This window comes from Streptomyces sp. NPDC002742, assembly GCF_042888885.1.
Taxonomy (GTDB): Bacteria; Actinomycetota; Actinomycetes; order Streptomycetales; family Streptomycetaceae; genus Streptomyces.
Map to the genome: position 1 here is coordinate 112,388 of NZ_JBIAQF010000006.1, position 15,121 is coordinate 127,508.

General features: G+C 67.3%; 20 protein-coding genes and 4 pseudogenes. 8 read left to right on the forward strand and 16 right to left on the reverse strand.

Translation table 11 applies throughout. The features are described 5' to 3' along the window. Nucleotides 1-4 precede the first annotated feature (4 nt). The 4 genes from ACFYW8_RS12145 to ACFYW8_RS12160 form a co-directional block, all read right to left on the reverse strand. A complete protein-coding gene (locus ACFYW8_RS12145; RefSeq protein WP_389072507.1) occupies nucleotides 5-889 on the reverse strand; it encodes an amidohydrolase family protein in 885 nt (294 codons plus the stop codon). Between the two features lie 85 nt (nucleotides 890-974). Continuing rightward, on the reverse strand, nucleotides 975-1,325 hold the full coding sequence (locus ACFYW8_RS12150; RefSeq protein WP_365869447.1) for an antibiotic biosynthesis monooxygenase: 351 nt from the start codon (nucleotides 1,323-1,325) through the stop codon (nucleotides 975-977). Between the two features lie 146 nt (nucleotides 1,326-1,471). Continuing rightward, entirely contained in the window at nucleotides 1,472-2,380 is a 909-nt protein-coding gene (locus ACFYW8_RS12155) for a DUF2797 domain-containing protein (protein WP_389071463.1), read from the reverse strand. Nucleotides 2,381-2,446: 66 nt separating this feature from the next. Continuing rightward, the gene (locus tag ACFYW8_RS12160) at nucleotides 2,447-2,614 is read right to left on the reverse strand and encodes an LAETG motif-containing sortase-dependent surface protein (RefSeq protein ID WP_389071466.1); all 168 of its coding nucleotides are present in this window, start codon (nucleotides 2,612-2,614) and stop codon (nucleotides 2,447-2,449) included. Between the two features lie 184 nt (nucleotides 2,615-2,798). Between ACFYW8_RS12160 and ACFYW8_RS12165 the strand changes: the two genes are divergently transcribed. From ACFYW8_RS12165 to ACFYW8_RS12175, 3 genes are all read left to right on the forward strand, one after another. Beyond that, entirely contained in the window at nucleotides 2,799-3,029 is a 231-nt protein-coding gene (locus ACFYW8_RS12165; RefSeq protein ID WP_365869445.1) for a hypothetical protein, read from the forward strand. 270 nt (nucleotides 3,030-3,299) lie between these two features. Continuing rightward, nucleotides 3,300-3,431, forward strand: coding sequence for a hypothetical protein (locus tag ACFYW8_RS12170; RefSeq protein WP_389071474.1), 132 nt, complete (start codon nucleotides 3,300-3,302; stop codon nucleotides 3,429-3,431). A 71-nt stretch (nucleotides 3,432-3,502) separates the two neighbouring features. Further along, nucleotides 3,503-4,039, forward strand: coding sequence for a hypothetical protein (locus ACFYW8_RS12175; RefSeq protein ID WP_389071479.1), 537 nt, complete (start codon nucleotides 3,503-3,505; stop codon nucleotides 4,037-4,039). A gap of 153 nt (nucleotides 4,040-4,192) precedes the next feature. On the opposite strand, the gene ACFYW8_RS12180 is transcribed toward ACFYW8_RS12175, so the two are convergent. Continuing rightward, complete coding sequence (locus ACFYW8_RS12180; protein ID WP_389071483.1) at nucleotides 4,193-4,885, reverse strand: DUF6882 domain-containing protein; 693 nt, start codon at nucleotides 4,883-4,885, stop codon at nucleotides 4,193-4,195. A gap of 136 nt (nucleotides 4,886-5,021) precedes the next feature. Here ACFYW8_RS12180 and ACFYW8_RS12185 point away from each other — a divergent pair, with 136 nt between their 5' ends. Then, nucleotides 5,022-5,576 carry a DUF4760 domain-containing protein gene (locus ACFYW8_RS12185; RefSeq protein ID WP_389071488.1) on the forward strand — a complete coding sequence of 185 codons (555 nt, stop codon included), beginning with the start codon at nucleotides 5,022-5,024 and terminating at the stop codon, nucleotides 5,574-5,576. A gap of 28 nt (nucleotides 5,577-5,604) precedes the next feature. Here the strand turns inward: ACFYW8_RS12185 and ACFYW8_RS12190 are convergent, their stop codons facing one another. Both ACFYW8_RS12190 and ACFYW8_RS12195 read right to left on the reverse strand, forming a co-directional pair. Beyond that, entirely contained in the window at nucleotides 5,605-6,171 is a 567-nt protein-coding gene (locus ACFYW8_RS12190; RefSeq protein WP_389071494.1) for a GNAT family N-acetyltransferase, read from the reverse strand. Nucleotides 6,172-6,273: 102 nt separating this feature from the next. Then, nucleotides 6,274-6,858 (reverse strand): YcxB family protein, encoded by a 585-nt coding sequence (locus tag ACFYW8_RS12195; protein WP_389071498.1) that lies wholly within the window; start codon nucleotides 6,856-6,858, stop codon nucleotides 6,274-6,276. 327 nt (nucleotides 6,859-7,185) lie between these two features. Between ACFYW8_RS12195 and ACFYW8_RS12200 the strand changes: the two genes are divergently transcribed. Beyond that, nucleotides 7,186-7,599 (forward strand): hypothetical protein, encoded by a 414-nt coding sequence (locus ACFYW8_RS12200; protein ID WP_389071503.1) that lies wholly within the window; start codon nucleotides 7,186-7,188, stop codon nucleotides 7,597-7,599. Between the two features lie 63 nt (nucleotides 7,600-7,662). Here ACFYW8_RS12200 and ACFYW8_RS12205 read toward each other — a convergent pair whose 3' ends face one another. Further along, nucleotides 7,663-7,791: a hypothetical protein gene (locus ACFYW8_RS12205; RefSeq protein WP_389071507.1), complete on the reverse strand. Its 129-nt coding sequence runs from the start codon at nucleotides 7,789-7,791 to the stop codon at nucleotides 7,663-7,665. Nucleotides 7,792-7,989: 198 nt separating this feature from the next. Between ACFYW8_RS12205 and ACFYW8_RS12210 the strand changes: the two are divergent. Beyond that, a pseudogene (locus tag ACFYW8_RS12210) lies at nucleotides 7,990-8,073 on the forward strand (hypothetical protein); the annotation flags it as partial. Nucleotides 8,074-8,335: 262 nt separating this feature from the next. Next, entirely contained in the window at nucleotides 8,336-8,629 is a 294-nt protein-coding gene (locus tag ACFYW8_RS12215) for a tyrosine-type recombinase/integrase (RefSeq protein ID WP_389071511.1), read from the forward strand. A gap of 32 nt (nucleotides 8,630-8,661) precedes the next feature. Here ACFYW8_RS12215 and ACFYW8_RS12220 read toward each other — a convergent pair. The 3 pseudogenes from ACFYW8_RS12220 to ACFYW8_RS12230 all read right to left on the reverse strand — a co-directional run. Beyond that, nucleotides 8,662-9,030: pseudogene (locus tag ACFYW8_RS12220) on the reverse strand (hypothetical protein); the annotation flags it as partial. Next, a pseudogene (locus tag ACFYW8_RS12225) lies at nucleotides 8,961-10,045 on the reverse strand (IS630 family transposase). The pseudogenes ACFYW8_RS12225 and ACFYW8_RS12220, both read right to left, overlap by 70 nt. Before the next feature lie 93 nt (nucleotides 10,046-10,138). Then, nucleotides 10,139-10,399: pseudogene (locus ACFYW8_RS12230) on the reverse strand (hypothetical protein); the annotation flags it as partial. Nucleotides 10,400-10,751: 352 nt separating this feature from the next. Here ACFYW8_RS12230 and ACFYW8_RS12235 point away from each other — a divergent pair. Beyond that, the gene (locus ACFYW8_RS12235; RefSeq protein WP_389071515.1) at nucleotides 10,752-11,162 is read left to right on the forward strand and encodes a hypothetical protein; all 411 of its coding nucleotides are present in this window, start codon (nucleotides 10,752-10,754) and stop codon (nucleotides 11,160-11,162) included. 347 nt (nucleotides 11,163-11,509) lie between these two features. On the opposite strand, the gene ACFYW8_RS12240 is transcribed toward ACFYW8_RS12235, so the two are convergent. From ACFYW8_RS12240 to ACFYW8_RS12260, 5 genes are all read right to left on the reverse strand, one after another. Further along, nucleotides 11,510-11,833, reverse strand: coding sequence for a hypothetical protein (locus tag ACFYW8_RS12240; RefSeq protein WP_365869438.1), 324 nt, complete (start codon nucleotides 11,831-11,833; stop codon nucleotides 11,510-11,512). Between the two features lie 656 nt (nucleotides 11,834-12,489). Beyond that, a complete protein-coding gene (locus ACFYW8_RS12245) occupies nucleotides 12,490-12,777 on the reverse strand; it encodes a hypothetical protein (RefSeq protein ID WP_365869437.1) in 288 nt (95 codons plus the stop codon). 313 nt (nucleotides 12,778-13,090) lie between these two features. Then, a complete protein-coding gene (locus ACFYW8_RS12250) occupies nucleotides 13,091-13,288 on the reverse strand; it encodes a hypothetical protein (RefSeq protein ID WP_389071525.1) in 198 nt (65 codons plus the stop codon). A 710-nt stretch (nucleotides 13,289-13,998) separates the two neighbouring features. After that, the gene (locus tag ACFYW8_RS12255; RefSeq protein ID WP_389071530.1) at nucleotides 13,999-14,502 is read right to left on the reverse strand and encodes a hypothetical protein; all 504 of its coding nucleotides are present in this window, start codon (nucleotides 14,500-14,502) and stop codon (nucleotides 13,999-14,001) included. After that, nucleotides 14,484-15,119 carry a hypothetical protein gene (locus ACFYW8_RS12260; RefSeq protein ID WP_389071534.1) on the reverse strand — a complete coding sequence of 212 codons (636 nt, stop codon included), beginning with the start codon at nucleotides 15,117-15,119 and terminating at the stop codon, nucleotides 14,484-14,486. The genes ACFYW8_RS12255 and ACFYW8_RS12260 overlap by 19 nt, the downstream gene beginning before the upstream one ends. Nucleotides 15,120-15,121 lie beyond the last annotated feature (2 nt).

Consider the following 15,121-nt stretch of genomic DNA (forward strand, 5'->3'; position numbering starts at 1 on the left):
CACGTCAGTGGCGGCCGAAGAGACGTGCGCCGTTCTCGTAACAGACCGCCCGCAGCCAGTCGTCCCCCAGCCCGAGCCGTTCCAGCGCGCGCAGCTGGTGGACGTACGGGTACGGGATGTTCGGGAAGTCGGTTCCGAGGAGCACCCGGTCCCCGAGGTCCGCGAGCCGGGGCAGCAGTCCGGGCGGAAACGGCGCGAGCCGCTCGCTGAAGTCGGTGAACGACATGGTCGTGTCGAGCCGCACCTCGTCGTACCGCTCGGCGAGGCCGAGGAAGTCCTCGTACTCGGGCATCCCCATGTGCGCGAAGACGAACCGCAGCCGGGGATGCCGGCCGAGGACGCCCGCGACCGGTCCAGGCCCGGTGTACTTGCCGGGCGACGGCCCCGATCCGCAGTGGATCACGACAGGAATGCCCGCCTCGGCGAGCAGCCCCCAGGCCGGATCGAGGAGTTCGTCCCCCGGGTCGTACGCCCCCACCTGCACATGCGCCTTGAAGACGCGCGTCCCGGCCTCCACCGCCTCACGCACGTACCGCTCGACGCCCGGCTCGGGGAAGAGGGTGGAGGTGTGCAGGCAGTCCGGGGTCCGGCGGGCGAAGCCGACGGCCCAGGAGTTGAGCCACTCGGCCATGCCCGCCTTGTGCGGGTAGAGCATCGCCGTGAAGGCGAGCACCCCGAACTCCCGGATCAGCGCCAGCCGTTCGTCCTCGTCCGCGCGATAGGTGATCGGCCACTCGATACCGCCGGGAAGCCGACCGAGTCCGTCGAAGTAGTCCCAGACCTTGCGCAGCACCCGCTCGGGCATGAAGTGCGTGTGGACGTCGACGAGTCCGGGCAGCCCGAGCCCCTCCCAGAAACCGCGCACCTCCCGTGCTTCGTCCCGCACCACCACGGCCCCCTCGCCGCGCGCCTCCCGGGGCGCCCGGCTCGGCACCCCGTCACGCGTCTCCCCGGCGCCGGTCACGCCCTCCCGCTCAGTCACGGGCACGCTCGAACCCGTGACTCCGCTCGACCTTGGCGATGTGCAGGGTGTACCGCTCGTACCACTCGGCCCGGCCGCGCCGCTGTGCCGCCCGGTGCTCGGCATGCGCACTCCACTCCTTGATGGCGTCCTCGTCCCGGAAGTATCCGACGGTGATGGCCAGTCCGCCGGGCGTCCGCGCGTGGTCCATCCCCAGATAGCCCGGGATCTGCTCCACCAGTTCCTCCATCCGCTGCGCGGTCTCCCCGTAACCGGCGTCGTCATCCAGCCGTACGGAGGTGAACACGGCGGCGTAGTAGGGCGGCTCATGGGCGGCGACAGGCACGTGAAGGTGATCGCTCATGTCCGACACTCTCCTTCCGGGCATCCCCCGTCGTCCAGCGCCTTTCCGAACGGGATCCGAAAGGGATCGAAGTCTTGACCTCGGGGGCCCGGCCCGCCCCTCCGTCAGCCGGCCCGGTCCCGCCTTCATCCCTCACCCGGCCCCGCTCAGAAGAGCCCCTCCTGGACACCGGCGTCCGCCGCCCGCGTCTCCCGCACGGGAAAGGTGATTCCAGAGCCCGCGGCGCCACCCCCGCCCCCGTCCCCACCCCCGTCCCCGGCGCCGGTCAGGTCCCACCCCGTCATCAGCCGGGTGTCGAGAACGACGACTCCGCGTCCTGTGAGGAGATGGAGATCGGGGCCCGCGGCGGCGCACAGCTCACCGCTGATCGCACCTCCCGCGACCAGTTCGCGCACGACCCCCCGCGCGGGCGGAAGACCGGCGAGTCCGAACACGTCCGTGTGGTCGACGGGTTCGAAGGGCGCGCGCCGGAGCGACTCCGGCCAGCCGTCCAGATCCCCGACGCGCGCGTGCAGTTCCCGGATCTCGGCGACGCGTTCCCCGGGCCCCGGCAGCGCCGCTCGCACCGCCCGCTTGTCGGCGTACGGAATCCGGTCCGGCACCCGGAGCGCGGCCCGCAACAACTCCTCGGCGCGGCGCGCCGCCATCAACGGCCCCCGCCCCAGCCAGCTGAAGGTGACGGCACCCTGCTCCAGGAGACGCGCGGAACCCCGTTCGACCCGAGTGATCCCCACCTTCAGCATGCCGGGCCCGAACCAGGCGAGATACACGTGGTACGGCCGCGGATCACCCGCCAGCGTGTCGGCGGCCACGGAGTGCGCCCGGTCCAGCCGCGCGCACTCCTCGCACCGTGCTCCCGTACCGCGCGGCGACACGACGGCCCGCACCGGACAGGCGTTCCCCCGCGCACCGACACACGTCCGCGCAGCCCCGTCCACAACGCCGAACGCGACCCGCCGCCCCGGAGCCAGCGGACTCCCCCGCCCCCCGCCCCACTCCAGCACGGGCCCGTCCCCCGACCACCGCAATCCCGAACACGTCCACGCCTGTCGCACCGCAATGACAGTAGGGCCCTCCACTGACACAGCCCGGAAGACCCACAGCGCCAGGGACAGGAGCGGTCAGGAGCGGTGTGCCGCTCGGCGGCGCAGCGCAACGACAAGGCCACCGCCGGTCACGACCAGGGCCGCGGCGGTGCCGGCGATCACGGTGGTGCCGCCACCCGCACCGGTCTCTGCAAGGACGCTGCCACCGCCCGCGGGGGTCGGGGCGCCGCTCGCACTCGGCACGGCGGCCGCGCTGCTGCTCCGGGCCGGGCTCGACGGCGTGGCGGAGGGCTGCGAGGAGGGCTGCGCGGGCAGATCCGGCTGCCCCCCGAGATGATGAACAACCGCTGCCGAAACACGGAAACTCGTGAACAAAGCCGGCATGCAGTCCGCCGTGACCCGAGCTGGTCAAGATCGTTGGCAGCACATGAACAACACCAAGCGCGTACTTGCCGCCCTCGCCCTCGCCGGGGCTGCTGCCCTGTCCCTGTCCGGTGTCGCCCAGGCCGACAACGGCCCCGCCACGGGGGGTCCGGGATCCTCCGGACTCGGCGCTCTCAAGTTCCTCGGCCAGGTGCCCGGCGTCGACCAGCTGCCCACTCAAGGCTTGACCGCCCCTGTGACATCCCTGGTCGGCGGGCTCCCCCTCGGCGGCTGAGTCGCATCCCCTCGCTCCGACTGGGCCACCGCTGAGCGGCATGCGCCCAGTCCGGGCCGATACGGGGTGGTGTCAGAACGACGGGCCGGCGGCCCCGAACTCCGTGGCTGTCTTGAGCTGGTGGCACCGGCGGCCACCCGGACCAGCACCACCGGTACGTGGTGGAGTGCAGTTCGGCTACCCACCCCCGGCGCAAACTGCAGGAGCTGGACTTCCTCGTCGTCTCGTGCCTGCGTGCGGTGCTTCTGGCAGCGGCTACCGTGTCCGGGCATGAACGCTGAAGACTGGTCGGCAGACAGCCGGACGTACTGCGACACCGTCGCGACCAGCTATCCGGAGACCACCCGGTGCACCAGTCCGGCGGCCGCGGTCATCGGAGAACCGGCAAGAGGAATGCAGTGAGATTCACCGGTCTGCCGGGCGATCTCGACCGTCCTGCCGTCGACGCGTTCCTGTCGGCTGTGGACTCGGCGATGAACAGCAACACCCTGCTGCTCAAGGTTGCCACCGACTTGTCGGTCACGGCGGAGAACCAGCAGCACGTCCTCCACACCTACCTGCGCAGCGGGCTGTTCGAGGAGATGATGCTTGCCGCCGACCGTCATCGCGACTGGTACAACCTGTCCGAAGACGAAGACTTCGGCGGACTCCCCAACGAGCGCCCGCTCATCCGCGAGGGGTTCCTCGCGACGACCAGCCCACTCCGCTGTGCGGGCTTCCTCGCTCGGATGCGCTGGATGCTCTGCGAGGCTTTCAGCCCCTACGGGCAGCACTGCTCACCAGCGGAAGCCGAACGGCTCGTACGCGATTTCGTTCACGAGTTGCTCGGTCAAAACGCTTCCGCATGGTTGTTCGCTTCGGTCGAGCCCGACTTCTTGCGCTCGACCGGCTACTACAGCGGCGAAGAGCCACTGCGTCCGACGTACTTCGCCGGCGGCAACTCCGATACCGCGACATTCATCCACCGTGACCGCGTCTGCTACTTGCTCCTCACCAACGGCTCTCCGTGAGTGAGCCACGCGGCCGATGCGGAGGGGCTTCGGGCTGGAGCTGCGACGGGGCGGGAGTTCGATCGTCAGCCGGGGTCCGGCGCCGACCGCTGCCGATCGTGCCTGTTGGTGTCAGCCGCTGGTGTCAGCCGCAGGACGCGGCCTTGCCGAGGTTCAGCGCCTGCTCGCCGTAGCGTTGATCGCCGCGATCCGGCCGAGTACGTCGAAGGTGATCTCGGCCGTGCTGTCGTCGGGCAAGTGTGCGTGGATCCGGTCGGCGGCTACCTCGACGGGCACACCATGGTGAGCGAAGTAGCCGATCACCACATCATGCGCGGAGTGCTGCAACACTCCCGCGCCGGTCAGCAGAAAGCGCGGCATGGTGATCGGGTCCAGCGCGGCAGGCTGGATCTGCGGGTCGTCCGGGGCGAAGTAGACGCGAGCCCCGGGCCCGGCCGGTTCCCCTATGTAGCCCGGCGCGCCCAGCACACCCATCCCGACGAGCGCGAGTGTCTCGGCGGCCAGGCGTGGATCGCCGAAACCCGACAGTTCCACACCCGGGTTCTGCAACTCGGACACACCGTTGTCCCGCCCGAACTCGGCGATGCGCTCGCTGGCGGCCACCACCGCACTCCCGCCCAGGCCCGGATTGGCCCATCCCCAGAGCCAGGTCTGCTCGGCGAGGTCGTAGGTGCCGAGGAGTCCGATCCGCATCGTGAGGTCAGCGCGCTGGTAAACACATCGGTCCAGGTCGGCAGTCCACGGGCCGCGCGGCAACCTGTGTCCCAGGGCCTCGAGTTGCTCAGCTCCCCAAGCGGCGTGACGCTCGGCGGTACGAAGAAGGGCGTCGGTGAACGTCGACATCATGGGGGAACTCTAGTGATCGCGATCCGCGAGTGTCGGCCCCATACGTGATCGCCGGTAACGCTCCCCACGTGAGAGCCGCGATATTGATGTCAGAAACAGCCCCGCTGGCTGCGCGCCTTCCGTAAGGTATCGGGCCGTGACGTCGTATGAGCGGTGGTCCCTGATTGCTTCGTTCGGCTCTCTGCTCGTCAGTGTCGTCGCCTTCGGCGCACTGGCGTGGCAGCTCCTCTTGCTGGCTCGCGGCACAGGTCAAGATCACGACAGGCGCCGCAAGCAGGCGACCATGGAGTACCTCACGGCCAACATGGAGCGGCGAAAGGTGCTGTTCGACGAGGGGATACCCAACGAGAGGGATCACGAGGCCATTTCAGCCCTGATCAGCCTCTCGCTGACAGGTGACGAGCCAACGACGAAACTGATCACGGCTTACCTCACAGCGTTCAACTTCCTGGCTGTCGGCGCGCAGTCGGACGCCTTCGACCGAGAAGTCATCGACGAGGCATGGGGAGGTCTCATCATCGCTGTCTGGAACAACTACCGTCCCTGGATGGAGACGCAGCGAAAAATACACGGCGAGCCCCGCGTGTGGGAGAACCTGGAATGGCTGGCCGGCAAAATGACGCCACGCCGGCCCGTCACTCCCGTCGGAGCAAGCGGAAACCTGCCCCCGCAGGGACAACCCGTTTCGTAGGGGGACCCGGGGGCACGGCCATATCGGGCTAGCCGTCACCAAGACGTGCCGGCTCCGGGGTCTCGTCCACAAATCCGTGCTCGGCCAGGTGTGTCGGCCGCTGGGCCAGCCAACCTGACACCCGAGGACCTCCGTTGATCGCTGTCCCCTCCAAGACCGTGCGGACGTGCGCAAACCCCTGACGGAGGTAGTACGCCTGTAGATCCTCGTTGGTCGTCCACGCGTCGAGCCGGAGCCATTTGGCGCCGGCTCGACAGGCACGGTCTCCGGCCCAATCGAGCAGACGGCCGCCGACGTTCTGCCCGGCGTGCGTTCGCGCGACGGAGAGTTTGCTGATGAACATCGAAGGCACGGAGAATTCTTGCTGCGTCCAGAGGCCCGAATCCGCCTCGAAGGTCAGGGTGATGGTCGCCACCGTCGCGGCACCGTCCAGGACCATGAAGACAGTCCCGTCCTCTACGGTGTCCAACAACTTGTCCGCCGGGTAAGGGAGTTGCCACTGATCGGTTCCGAGGCGAGAAAGCCAGGCTGCGGCCTCCGATCGGAAGGCCAGCAGCTTGGACACATCGCCCGGTCGGGCGGGGGTGATTCTCACTGAGGCTCATTCTCACTTCAGGCGGACAGATCGCCGATCGCGTAGTTCGTCCGGTTCAAATCGCCCCGGAAGGTCACGGTACGGGTGAGTCCCTGGAGCCGCCTAAAGCCGCTTCAGGTTCCGGTCCAGGATCGCCCGAAGCCAGTCCACGTCGGCGGGGCCCTGGGCACCCCTCTTCGGCAGCACCACGAATCCGGCCGCGCGGTCACCGCTCAGCAGCACGAAGAGCCCGGGTGTCTCCAGATAGTCCCGGAATACCCTCCAGTCGGTGGTGTGGGACACCCCCTCGCCGGTGGTGACCGCGCCTCGGTCGTCGGCCACCACGTGACACTGCCCGTACGACTCCATGAAGCTGAACATCCGGCGGGCCGCGATGCGCCTTCCTCGTACGGCGCCCCAGGACGTGGCTGCCACGGAAAGCCCCAGCGTGAAGATCCACACGGGCAGCGAGGCATCCTGGAGGATCGAGCAGACGGAAACGGCAACTATCGCGATCAGCGGCGAGATAAGCACCTGGGCCCGGCCCGCCGGTGACCGACGGGCTCGCGCACGGAGCGCTTCCTCGAAGTCCGCAGCCGTCGGCCGGTAGATGAACTCCACTGCCCTGCCACTGTCCGTGTCCTGCTGTGGTGAATCCCCGCCCATGGTCTCCATGAGCAGGAATCCTCCCAGGCAGGTCAGGGTCATGCCAAGATTTTCCATGCTCGGTCCGCTCCGGATCGCCGGATGCGGCGTGGAAGTCGACGTCACCCTGCCCTCGGGGGTGTCGACCAACGAGGTGCAGAACCGGCGGCGCAAGCTCGCCGAGAACCTGACCCGGCACGAGCACGAGGTGTTCATCACCATCCCCGCCGCTGCTCGCACCGTCCGGCTGTGGGTCGCGGACCCCGGGGCGCTGGACGAGCCGATCGGCCCGTCCCCGCTCACCACGGACGACACGCTGACCGCCGACTACGCGGGCACCGCGTTCCCGCCGCTGATCGTGCTGGTGGATGAGGCGCAGATCGCGTTCATGTGCCCGGCCAAGGACGAGGACAAGCGGCCCTACGGCGGCTCCAAGGCCACGTCCCGGTACTTCATGGCGGCCAGGAAGATCCACAACCAGGGGCGGGCGGTCAACGTGCTGCTGTGGCAGGGCACCCAGGACCCCACCGGCCAGAACCTTCCCAGAAGCCGGCCGTCTCCCGTACCGCGGTGAACATCGCCGTCGGCGGGGTCTGGTTCCTCGCGGTGTGCGGCGGGCTGCTCATGCTCACCACGTTCATCGCCGCGCTCACCGCGCTCATCACCCAACCGATCACGCTCGCGGCGGTCCTGTTCGGCGGGTTCATCGCCGTCCAGGTGCTCACCGCCAAGGGCCACCACACGGCCGGGACCACGGTGAACATCAGCCGCGCGGTCTTCAGGCGCAACCACTTCCACGGCTGATCCATAAAGGGAGAGAGCCGCTCCCTCACCGTGCGCGAGACATCACGTCGCGGCCGCGGAGTACTACTGCTCAGACCTGCGAGAACGCCACCAGGCCAGGACCGTTGACGCCCCGATCAGGACGACGAACACCACTACGGCGGTCCGCACCGACCACCACAACGGCATGTCGTCGAGGAACGTGCTGGCCAACGCGCCCCCCACAGCCCCGGCCAAGGCAAGGAGCGTGTTCCTGACCAGCACTGTGCGACCCACGCCGCCACCCCCAATTCCCCAGCGCCCGCAGCCTTTGCCCGGCGCGAGCGCCCAGCATCCCACAGCCCGAGGGCGGTCCCCGTCTCGCCGAAGTCCGGGACCGCCCCTGCCCGCCAGAACCCGGCAGAAGTCCGGATGCTGCTCAAGGTGGCCCAGCCCCACCGGCTCTACGCGCTGTGGCTATTGCTCGTGTCCACGGGCTTACGCCGGGGGGAGGCTCTCGCGCTCACGTGGTCGGACATCAATCTCGCGGCGGGAACGCTCCGGGTCCGGCGGAACGTGCAGCACATCCGGCGGGAATCATCTTCGGTACCCCGAAGACGAAGCGTTCCGTGCGCACGATCTCGCTGCCTCAGCACTGCGTGCGGGCTCTCTCCGCACACCGGGAGCAGCAGGACCGGGAGCGCAAGGTCGCGGGGCGAAGTGGAAGCCGACGCCGGGTCAGCCGGTCGGACTCGTATTCACCACGACGACCGGTGGGGTGACGGACCCACGGGGCCTGAACCGGATGCTCACCATCCTGTGCCGCGACGCACGGGTGCGGCGGGTCCGGGTGCACGACCTGCGGCACACCTGCGCGTCCCTGCTGCTTGCTCAAGGAGTCGACACCCGCACCCTCATGGAGACCCTGGGCCACAGCACGATCACGATGACGCTGGACACGTACGCGCATGTGATGGGGACGGCCCTGCGAGCCGCGTCCGATCGGATGGACGACACGCTCGATCTCGGCGACCCCGACGAGGAATCGGAGAGGGAGACGGAAGCCGACTAGCCGCATCGGATGGGAAAGGGCTCGCGCGTTAGTCAGCGTACGCTCCGTTGCCCCAGCAGGCGGGCCTGCTCCCCCTTCAGATGGGCGAACCCCTGTCGTGCATACGCGGCGATCTCCTCGCTGGGGAAGGTGACCACCGATTGGTGTTGGCCATAGCTGCCCTGCTCCCATCGGGCAGCCGTGATCTCGTAGCCCGACACATGTGCACACAGTTGAAGCAAGATCGGCGGTATCTCCGGTTCCCTCAAGAGATCTGCATGTCTGACGACGAGATCGCGCATGGCCCGGATGCTCGGTAGGAACACAGTGGTCACCCACAGCCGCCACTCAGCTAGTGAGCTGGTTCGGAGATGCGTGAGCAGTAGCGGCAGATCCGGTCGAGGATCTGGTCGGCGGTTTTGGTCCACTTGAACGGCCGGGCCTCGTCGTTCCAGACCTTGATCCAGTCCTCAAGTGCGGCCTTGAGGCTGTCCAGTGAGCAGAACACTCCGCGCTCCAGGCAGCGCCGCTGCAACTCGGCGAACCACCGCTCGACCTGATTGATCCACGACGAGTACGTGGGGGTGAAGTGCAGGTGGAAGCGAGGATGCGCGAGGAGCCACTTGTGCACCGCCGGTGCCTTGTGGGCGGAGAGGTTGTCGCAGATCACGTGGACCGCCAGGCCGGGCTCGGTCTGGCGGTCGATGTCGTCGAGGAAGTCCCGGAAGTCCACGGCCCGGTGCTGTGCGGACAGCTTCGTGATCACCTTGCCCGTCGCGGTGTTCAGAGCGGCGAACAGATCGACGGTGCCGTGGCGGACGTAGTCGAAGCTGCGCCGCTCGGGGACTCCGGGCAGCATCGGCAGCACGGGTGCGGTCCGTTCAAGGGCCTGGATCTGCGGTTTCTCGTCCATTGCAAACACCGCCGCGTTGGCCGGCGGGGCGAGGTAGGACCGACGACGTCACGGGCCTTGTCGATCAGCAGCGGATCCGGGGAGATCTTGAAGGTCTCCGTCCGCCACGGCTGCAGGCCGAAGGCGTGCCAGATCCGCAACACGCTCGCCGGCGACATCCCCACAGCCTTGGCCAGCTCCCGCTTCGACCAGTGCGTCCCGCCTTCGGGTACCTCTTCGAGGGTGCGGACCACGACTTCCTCGATCTGGGCATCGGTGATGGTCCGCGGCACCCCGGGCCTTGGCTCGTCCGACAGTCCGTCCAGCCGGTCACGGAGGAACCGGGTGCGCCATTTGGCGACGGTGCCGCGGTTCACGCCCAGCCGGGCAGCCACGGCCATGTTCGGCCCGCCCTCCGCACACGCCAGCACGATCCGTGCTCGCAGGGCAAGCCCCTGCGCGGTCTGACGGCGCTTGACCCAGTTCTTCAACACCTGGCGCTCGGTCTCACTCAGCACCAGCGGCTCCAGCCTGCTGTCACCCACACCCGACAGCAGACCGCAGCCAATCGGCACCAGGTATGCGAACCCGTGAAGTGGTACGTAAAGCAACCCACGTGGTGCCGAACCAACTCACAACCAGCTCACTAGTTCCTCTTCGGTGGGAGGTATCTCGTCATCGAACGGCGATCTGCCGCCGGGACGGGCATTGCGTTCCTTGAACGCGTGGAAGCTGCGGCTGTTGGCCTCTGTGAGAGCGAACAGGGGTCCGTAGAAGTCGCTGAGCTGGCGGTTCACGCGCACGAGACGTTCTTGGCGCTGTGCCAGACGAAGGCCGTTGAGATAGGTAGCAACGTACCCGGCGAACGCCAGTCCGATGGTGGCAACCAGTGCGATCATGAATTGCGATGCTATCGAGTACCCCGCACCGTGGTCAGTCGGTCGTAGCCATCTACTCGCGACGTCTTCGCACCGCGTCCCGAGGCAATCAGCGAGGCGCCGATTCAGCCGCGTTGATGTCACCCGCTGACGTCAAAGGCCTCGCCGGTTCAACCGGCGGGGCCTTTGAGCTGTGTGCACTCGGCAGGATTCGAACCTGCAACCTTCTGATCCGTAGCTCTAGCCGGAGCGGTCAGCGACGGCCATTCCGGCCGCTACCGGGCTCTGGAGGGCCGCTACCGGACGCGGGCGACTGCTGAGGTTGCGGTATCTGGCTGCCGTACCGCAGGATCCCGACGGGGGTGACCATGTCATGCGCATTCTTAAGTCCGGGTCCTTCGCCTGGCTTCCCTGGGCGGTCTCCTGGTTCTTCGGCGGAGCGGTGGCTTATGGCGGGTGGTCCCTGACTGTCTGGGCGCGTGCGTACTGCGATGCGGGATACGAAGCTGGCGGCCGTTTCGAACTCAACATGCTGCTTCCTTTGTCCACAGCGGGCGGGGGCCTCGCTGGGCTTGGGGCGTTGGCGATCGGGCGTCTCCTGGTGCTTCGCGCTCCGACGGTTGTACGCGTGTGTGTGCCGGCGCTGCTGGTGGTCTCCGTCCCGATCTTGCTGGCGTGGTGGCTCTTCGCCACCACCGGCACCCTGGACGGCTATCCCGGCGACTCCGGCCTCTGCCCGGCCAGCAACATTCCACCGCAGTGGCCTGGTTCGATACCCGCCTGACCAGCGCTTGGGAGACGTACTCCACGGCTACGACGTGACCGTCCCTCCGGCCCGTTCATCCGGCTGCGCGAGTCGCCATGGCTGCCGGGCTATTGGGCACGAGGGCAGGCAGGCTTTGCGTTTGGTGCCCATCTTTATCAGGTCGATCACGGGATGCTGTCGACGCCGGTCGACCAGCCCGGCGCTTCGATCGAGCATCCGCTGAGATCTGGTGCGGGCCGTCGCTATTCGCGCTTGTTGGTGTCAGCCGCTGATGTCAGCCCGTTCTACCAGTCAGAGCCTTCACCGTGGCGGACGACAAGACCCGTTTCCCGCTCCTTGAGTGCGGCCAACCCGAAGCCGGGGATTCACAACTCCTCCGCCGGCTCGCCGGCAGCATCGGGCAGGTCGTCGTCGTGGGTGTCGGCTATGAGCTCGGCGAGGGTGAAGTGGGCTTCCACAGCCGACGACCACCTGTCTTTGACGCGGACGTAGTAGCTGCGTTCGGAGACGCGGAAGACCTGTCTTTTCTGGCGTTGGATCCCCTTCGCGGAGTAGGCCCTTGCGAAACTGTCCACGATGCGCAGCATCGCGGCCAGAGCCTCGGCTTCGGACCCTTCGAGCTCACTGTGGATGCAGTACCAGGAGGATTCCGCCTGTCCGTGAGCTTCCACGACGGCCCATCGGGGCATGGTGTTCTCCAGTCCGTGAGGCGGTGCGAGCTGCGAAGTCGCATGGCCGCGTTGCATAGTCGGCCTGGACCCGGCTTCGGGAGCAGTGACCTTGGCGCGGGGAGACTACCGAAAAGGGGAACACCCAGGGGCTGTCTTTTGGATCTTCCCTGGGGTGCGAAACTTGGCACGCGCATCCGGACGACCGGCTTTGCGCCTGACGGTTTGCGCATAAGCGTCCTGCCGCCACCCTCCGGCCAGGACACTCACTCACGGGCTGACCCTTACAGAGAGTGCGTAGGCCGGACGCCCTGTAGATCCCGCCGATCGAGCGGTCCTGAAAACCGTCGTGGCGCGAGTCACCGTGGGTTCAAATCCCACACCCACCGCAGGTGAACGGCCCCTGGAAAGCGCCTGAATCGGTCGGGGGCCGTTGCGTTGCCTGCTGCCCGCGTGTGCCCGCGGTTCACCGTTGTTGCCCGCTGGATCGGGCACGGTTGGGGCACGACGCCTTCTGATCCGTAGCTCTAGAGAGATCGGTCAGCGGCGGTCATACAGGCCACTCTTCGGGGCTAGAGAGGTGCTACAAGACGGGGGCGGTTGCTGTGGTTGCTGTACTTCGATGCTGTACCGCCGCCCCAAGAAATCCCGTGAGTGCAGGACAGGCCTGCATGCTGCTACAAACCGCGCAGCCCGTCATACAGATTGTTACAGGCTGCCCAGCAGATGATGCTGCCGTCGTCGTACAGGCTGCCCATGTACCAGTCGTCGTCATGGACAGGCTTCACAAGGCACAGGTCGTGGAATCCGAGAACGATCTCTGGGTACAGCACCTCGTCGGGGCCTCCGGGACGACCTACCCACTTCACCGCCCGGTTCGGATCCAGGACGACAGCCTCACGGTCCCCGGATACGTCACGGATCTGCTGAAGGGACCATCCCGGGGGTAGCTGTGCGTCTGCCATCCACGGATGGTCTCACCCGCAGGTGTGGAGCACCGCCTTAGGAGCGAGGTGGGGCGAGTGCGGCTCTGACCTGCGAAATATCCACCTGGGTGGACCAGGGGCAGCCGCCCGCCAGCCACTGCCGTTCCCCGTGGCGCCCCGCTGGATCTGGCACGGGTGTGGCACGGGGAACTACTGATCCGTAGCTCTGTGTGGATCAGTCGCTGACGGGTTGCGCTACGGCCTCACACGGACGCTGCGGGGTGGGGGCGGTTGCTGTGGTTGCGGTACTTCGCTGCTGTACCGCAACCCCCGAGCAGGGCCTTCTTTGCTGTCACCGGTGGTGGCCGGGCTTGGTGATCGCGATACCGGCCGGGTTGGCGCCGACGGGGATGGGGCTGCCTACGACGGTGTTGGCGGCGGTGTCGATCACCGACACATCGCTCGAGCCGCTGTTGGTGACGTACGCGTTAGGGGATGGGTCGGCCCAGGCAGGGGATGAGGAGACGGCCGGCAGGGCCAGTCCCGCCACGCACGCCCGCAGCCACGCCCAGGGCCCGATCCCTCTTTTTGATCACAGAGCGTCTTGTCGGGTTCGTGCGGATCCTGCGTGATGGCCCTGGGGCAGTGCCTGCCCAAGGTGGGTCCTGGCGTGTGGGCTGGGTGGGGAATCAGGCTCGGTCCGGTGTATCGGCCCTTGGCGGGGTCAGAGCGTGAAGCGGGGGTCACCCCGGGGCAACGTTGAGTGGCGCGGGGCCGGGGCCGGGGCGGCGCGGGCCGAAGGCAGGAGCGGAGCCCCGAGCCCCGAGTCCGCGCCGGCCCGCAGTGCGGGCCGGTGGGATGTGATCCACGCAGCGACGACCGGAAAGCCGTAGGGCCGGCGCACCGGATGCCGAAGGCAAGAGCCCCCTGTCCTCGCCCGCGGGGCCGTGGGCCGCATGCCGGGGCTGAGGTACAAGCCTTGGGGCTGATGAAGCATGGGGGAGCTGCAGGTCCTGCGGTGATGCGGTGGTGTTCTGTTATTTCAAGTGCGCCACGGCTGGGAGCTCCCGAACGGCACCGGCTGCGCGGTGGAGGGCCCCCTCCCCGCCCAACGGGCGGGGCTTGAATCAGTAGAGAAAGTTGTAACTCAGTCAGACGCGTGGAACGCCAAAGGTCCCTGTTGATGCTGACGTTGGGCTGTACTACGCGCAGTGAGCGCCCTCAGCGGTGATGCTGAAGGACGGTCACTGCGCGCGTGGATCAGACGGCGTCGACCTGCCAGGCGATCACGCCAGTCGCGCCCTTGGCGCCATCAACGTTGATGCGGACCGACCCGTGCCCCGTGATCCGCTGCTGGACCAGCGCTTGATCGCACGGGATCGTGGCCTTCGAACCGGTGCTCGCCGGTGTGAACGACAACTGCGCGCTACCACTGCCGATGCACACCAGGTTGAGCTTGTAGTTCTTGCCCTCACTCAGGATGGTCTCGGTGTGAACCCCGTCGGTCACACGCTCCGCGCCGGACGCGAAGAACTTGCCGCTCTGTACGGCGGCAAGGGCCGCCTGGGCCTGCTCGGTGACCTTCGTCTCGGACGGGCCAGATGCTGTTGCCGAGGTGCTTGGTGCAGACGACGGCGACGAGTGTCCCGCCTTGTCCTTCCCGTCGTCAGAGGTGCAGGACGTGAGCAGAAGCGCCGACGTCGCGACTGCACACATGACGAGGCAGACCCGCGGATTCAAGGAGGTCATGACGAGGTTACCCACCACTTCCAGCCCACTTCGTTCGTGGGCAGCGTAGTTGTGCCGTGGCCGATCTCGACGGCGCCGCAGCCGTTGCCCGAGGTCCGGTACCTCTTCCAGTTCGCCTTGTAGCCCCAGGAGCCATACTGCATGTGACCGTACTTGTTCCTGGGGATGTCCTGGCTATAGGTGTGACCAGTGCTGATGGACACGCTGCCGGCAACCTTGACGGAGATCGTGGTCTTGGCCTTCGCAAGGATCGCTCCGGCTGACCACTCGCCGGTGCCCGAGACTTCGAGCGAAATGGTGCCACTCTTGAGCACCGACACTGTCATGGTCCCACCCGGTCCGTCTTTGAACGACGTGCCGTTCCACCACGAAGGTACGAAGGTCGCCTTCTTCGAGCTGAATTGGTACCAGGTCGACGGACCGTCACATCGACGCGGGCTCACCTCGACAATCGGCTGGTCGGTCTCATCCTCCCAGCCCTGTCTGTTGTTGATTTCCGTAGTCTGGTCGGCCGGAACGGAATTACCGTCGGTCGGCGCCTCCTCGGCGCTGGCGGTGCCCGCAGTAGCGAGGCAGAGAAGCAATGCAGCAGTGGCAGCGCTGGTCGAAGCGTGCCGTGCACCGATGCCCATGT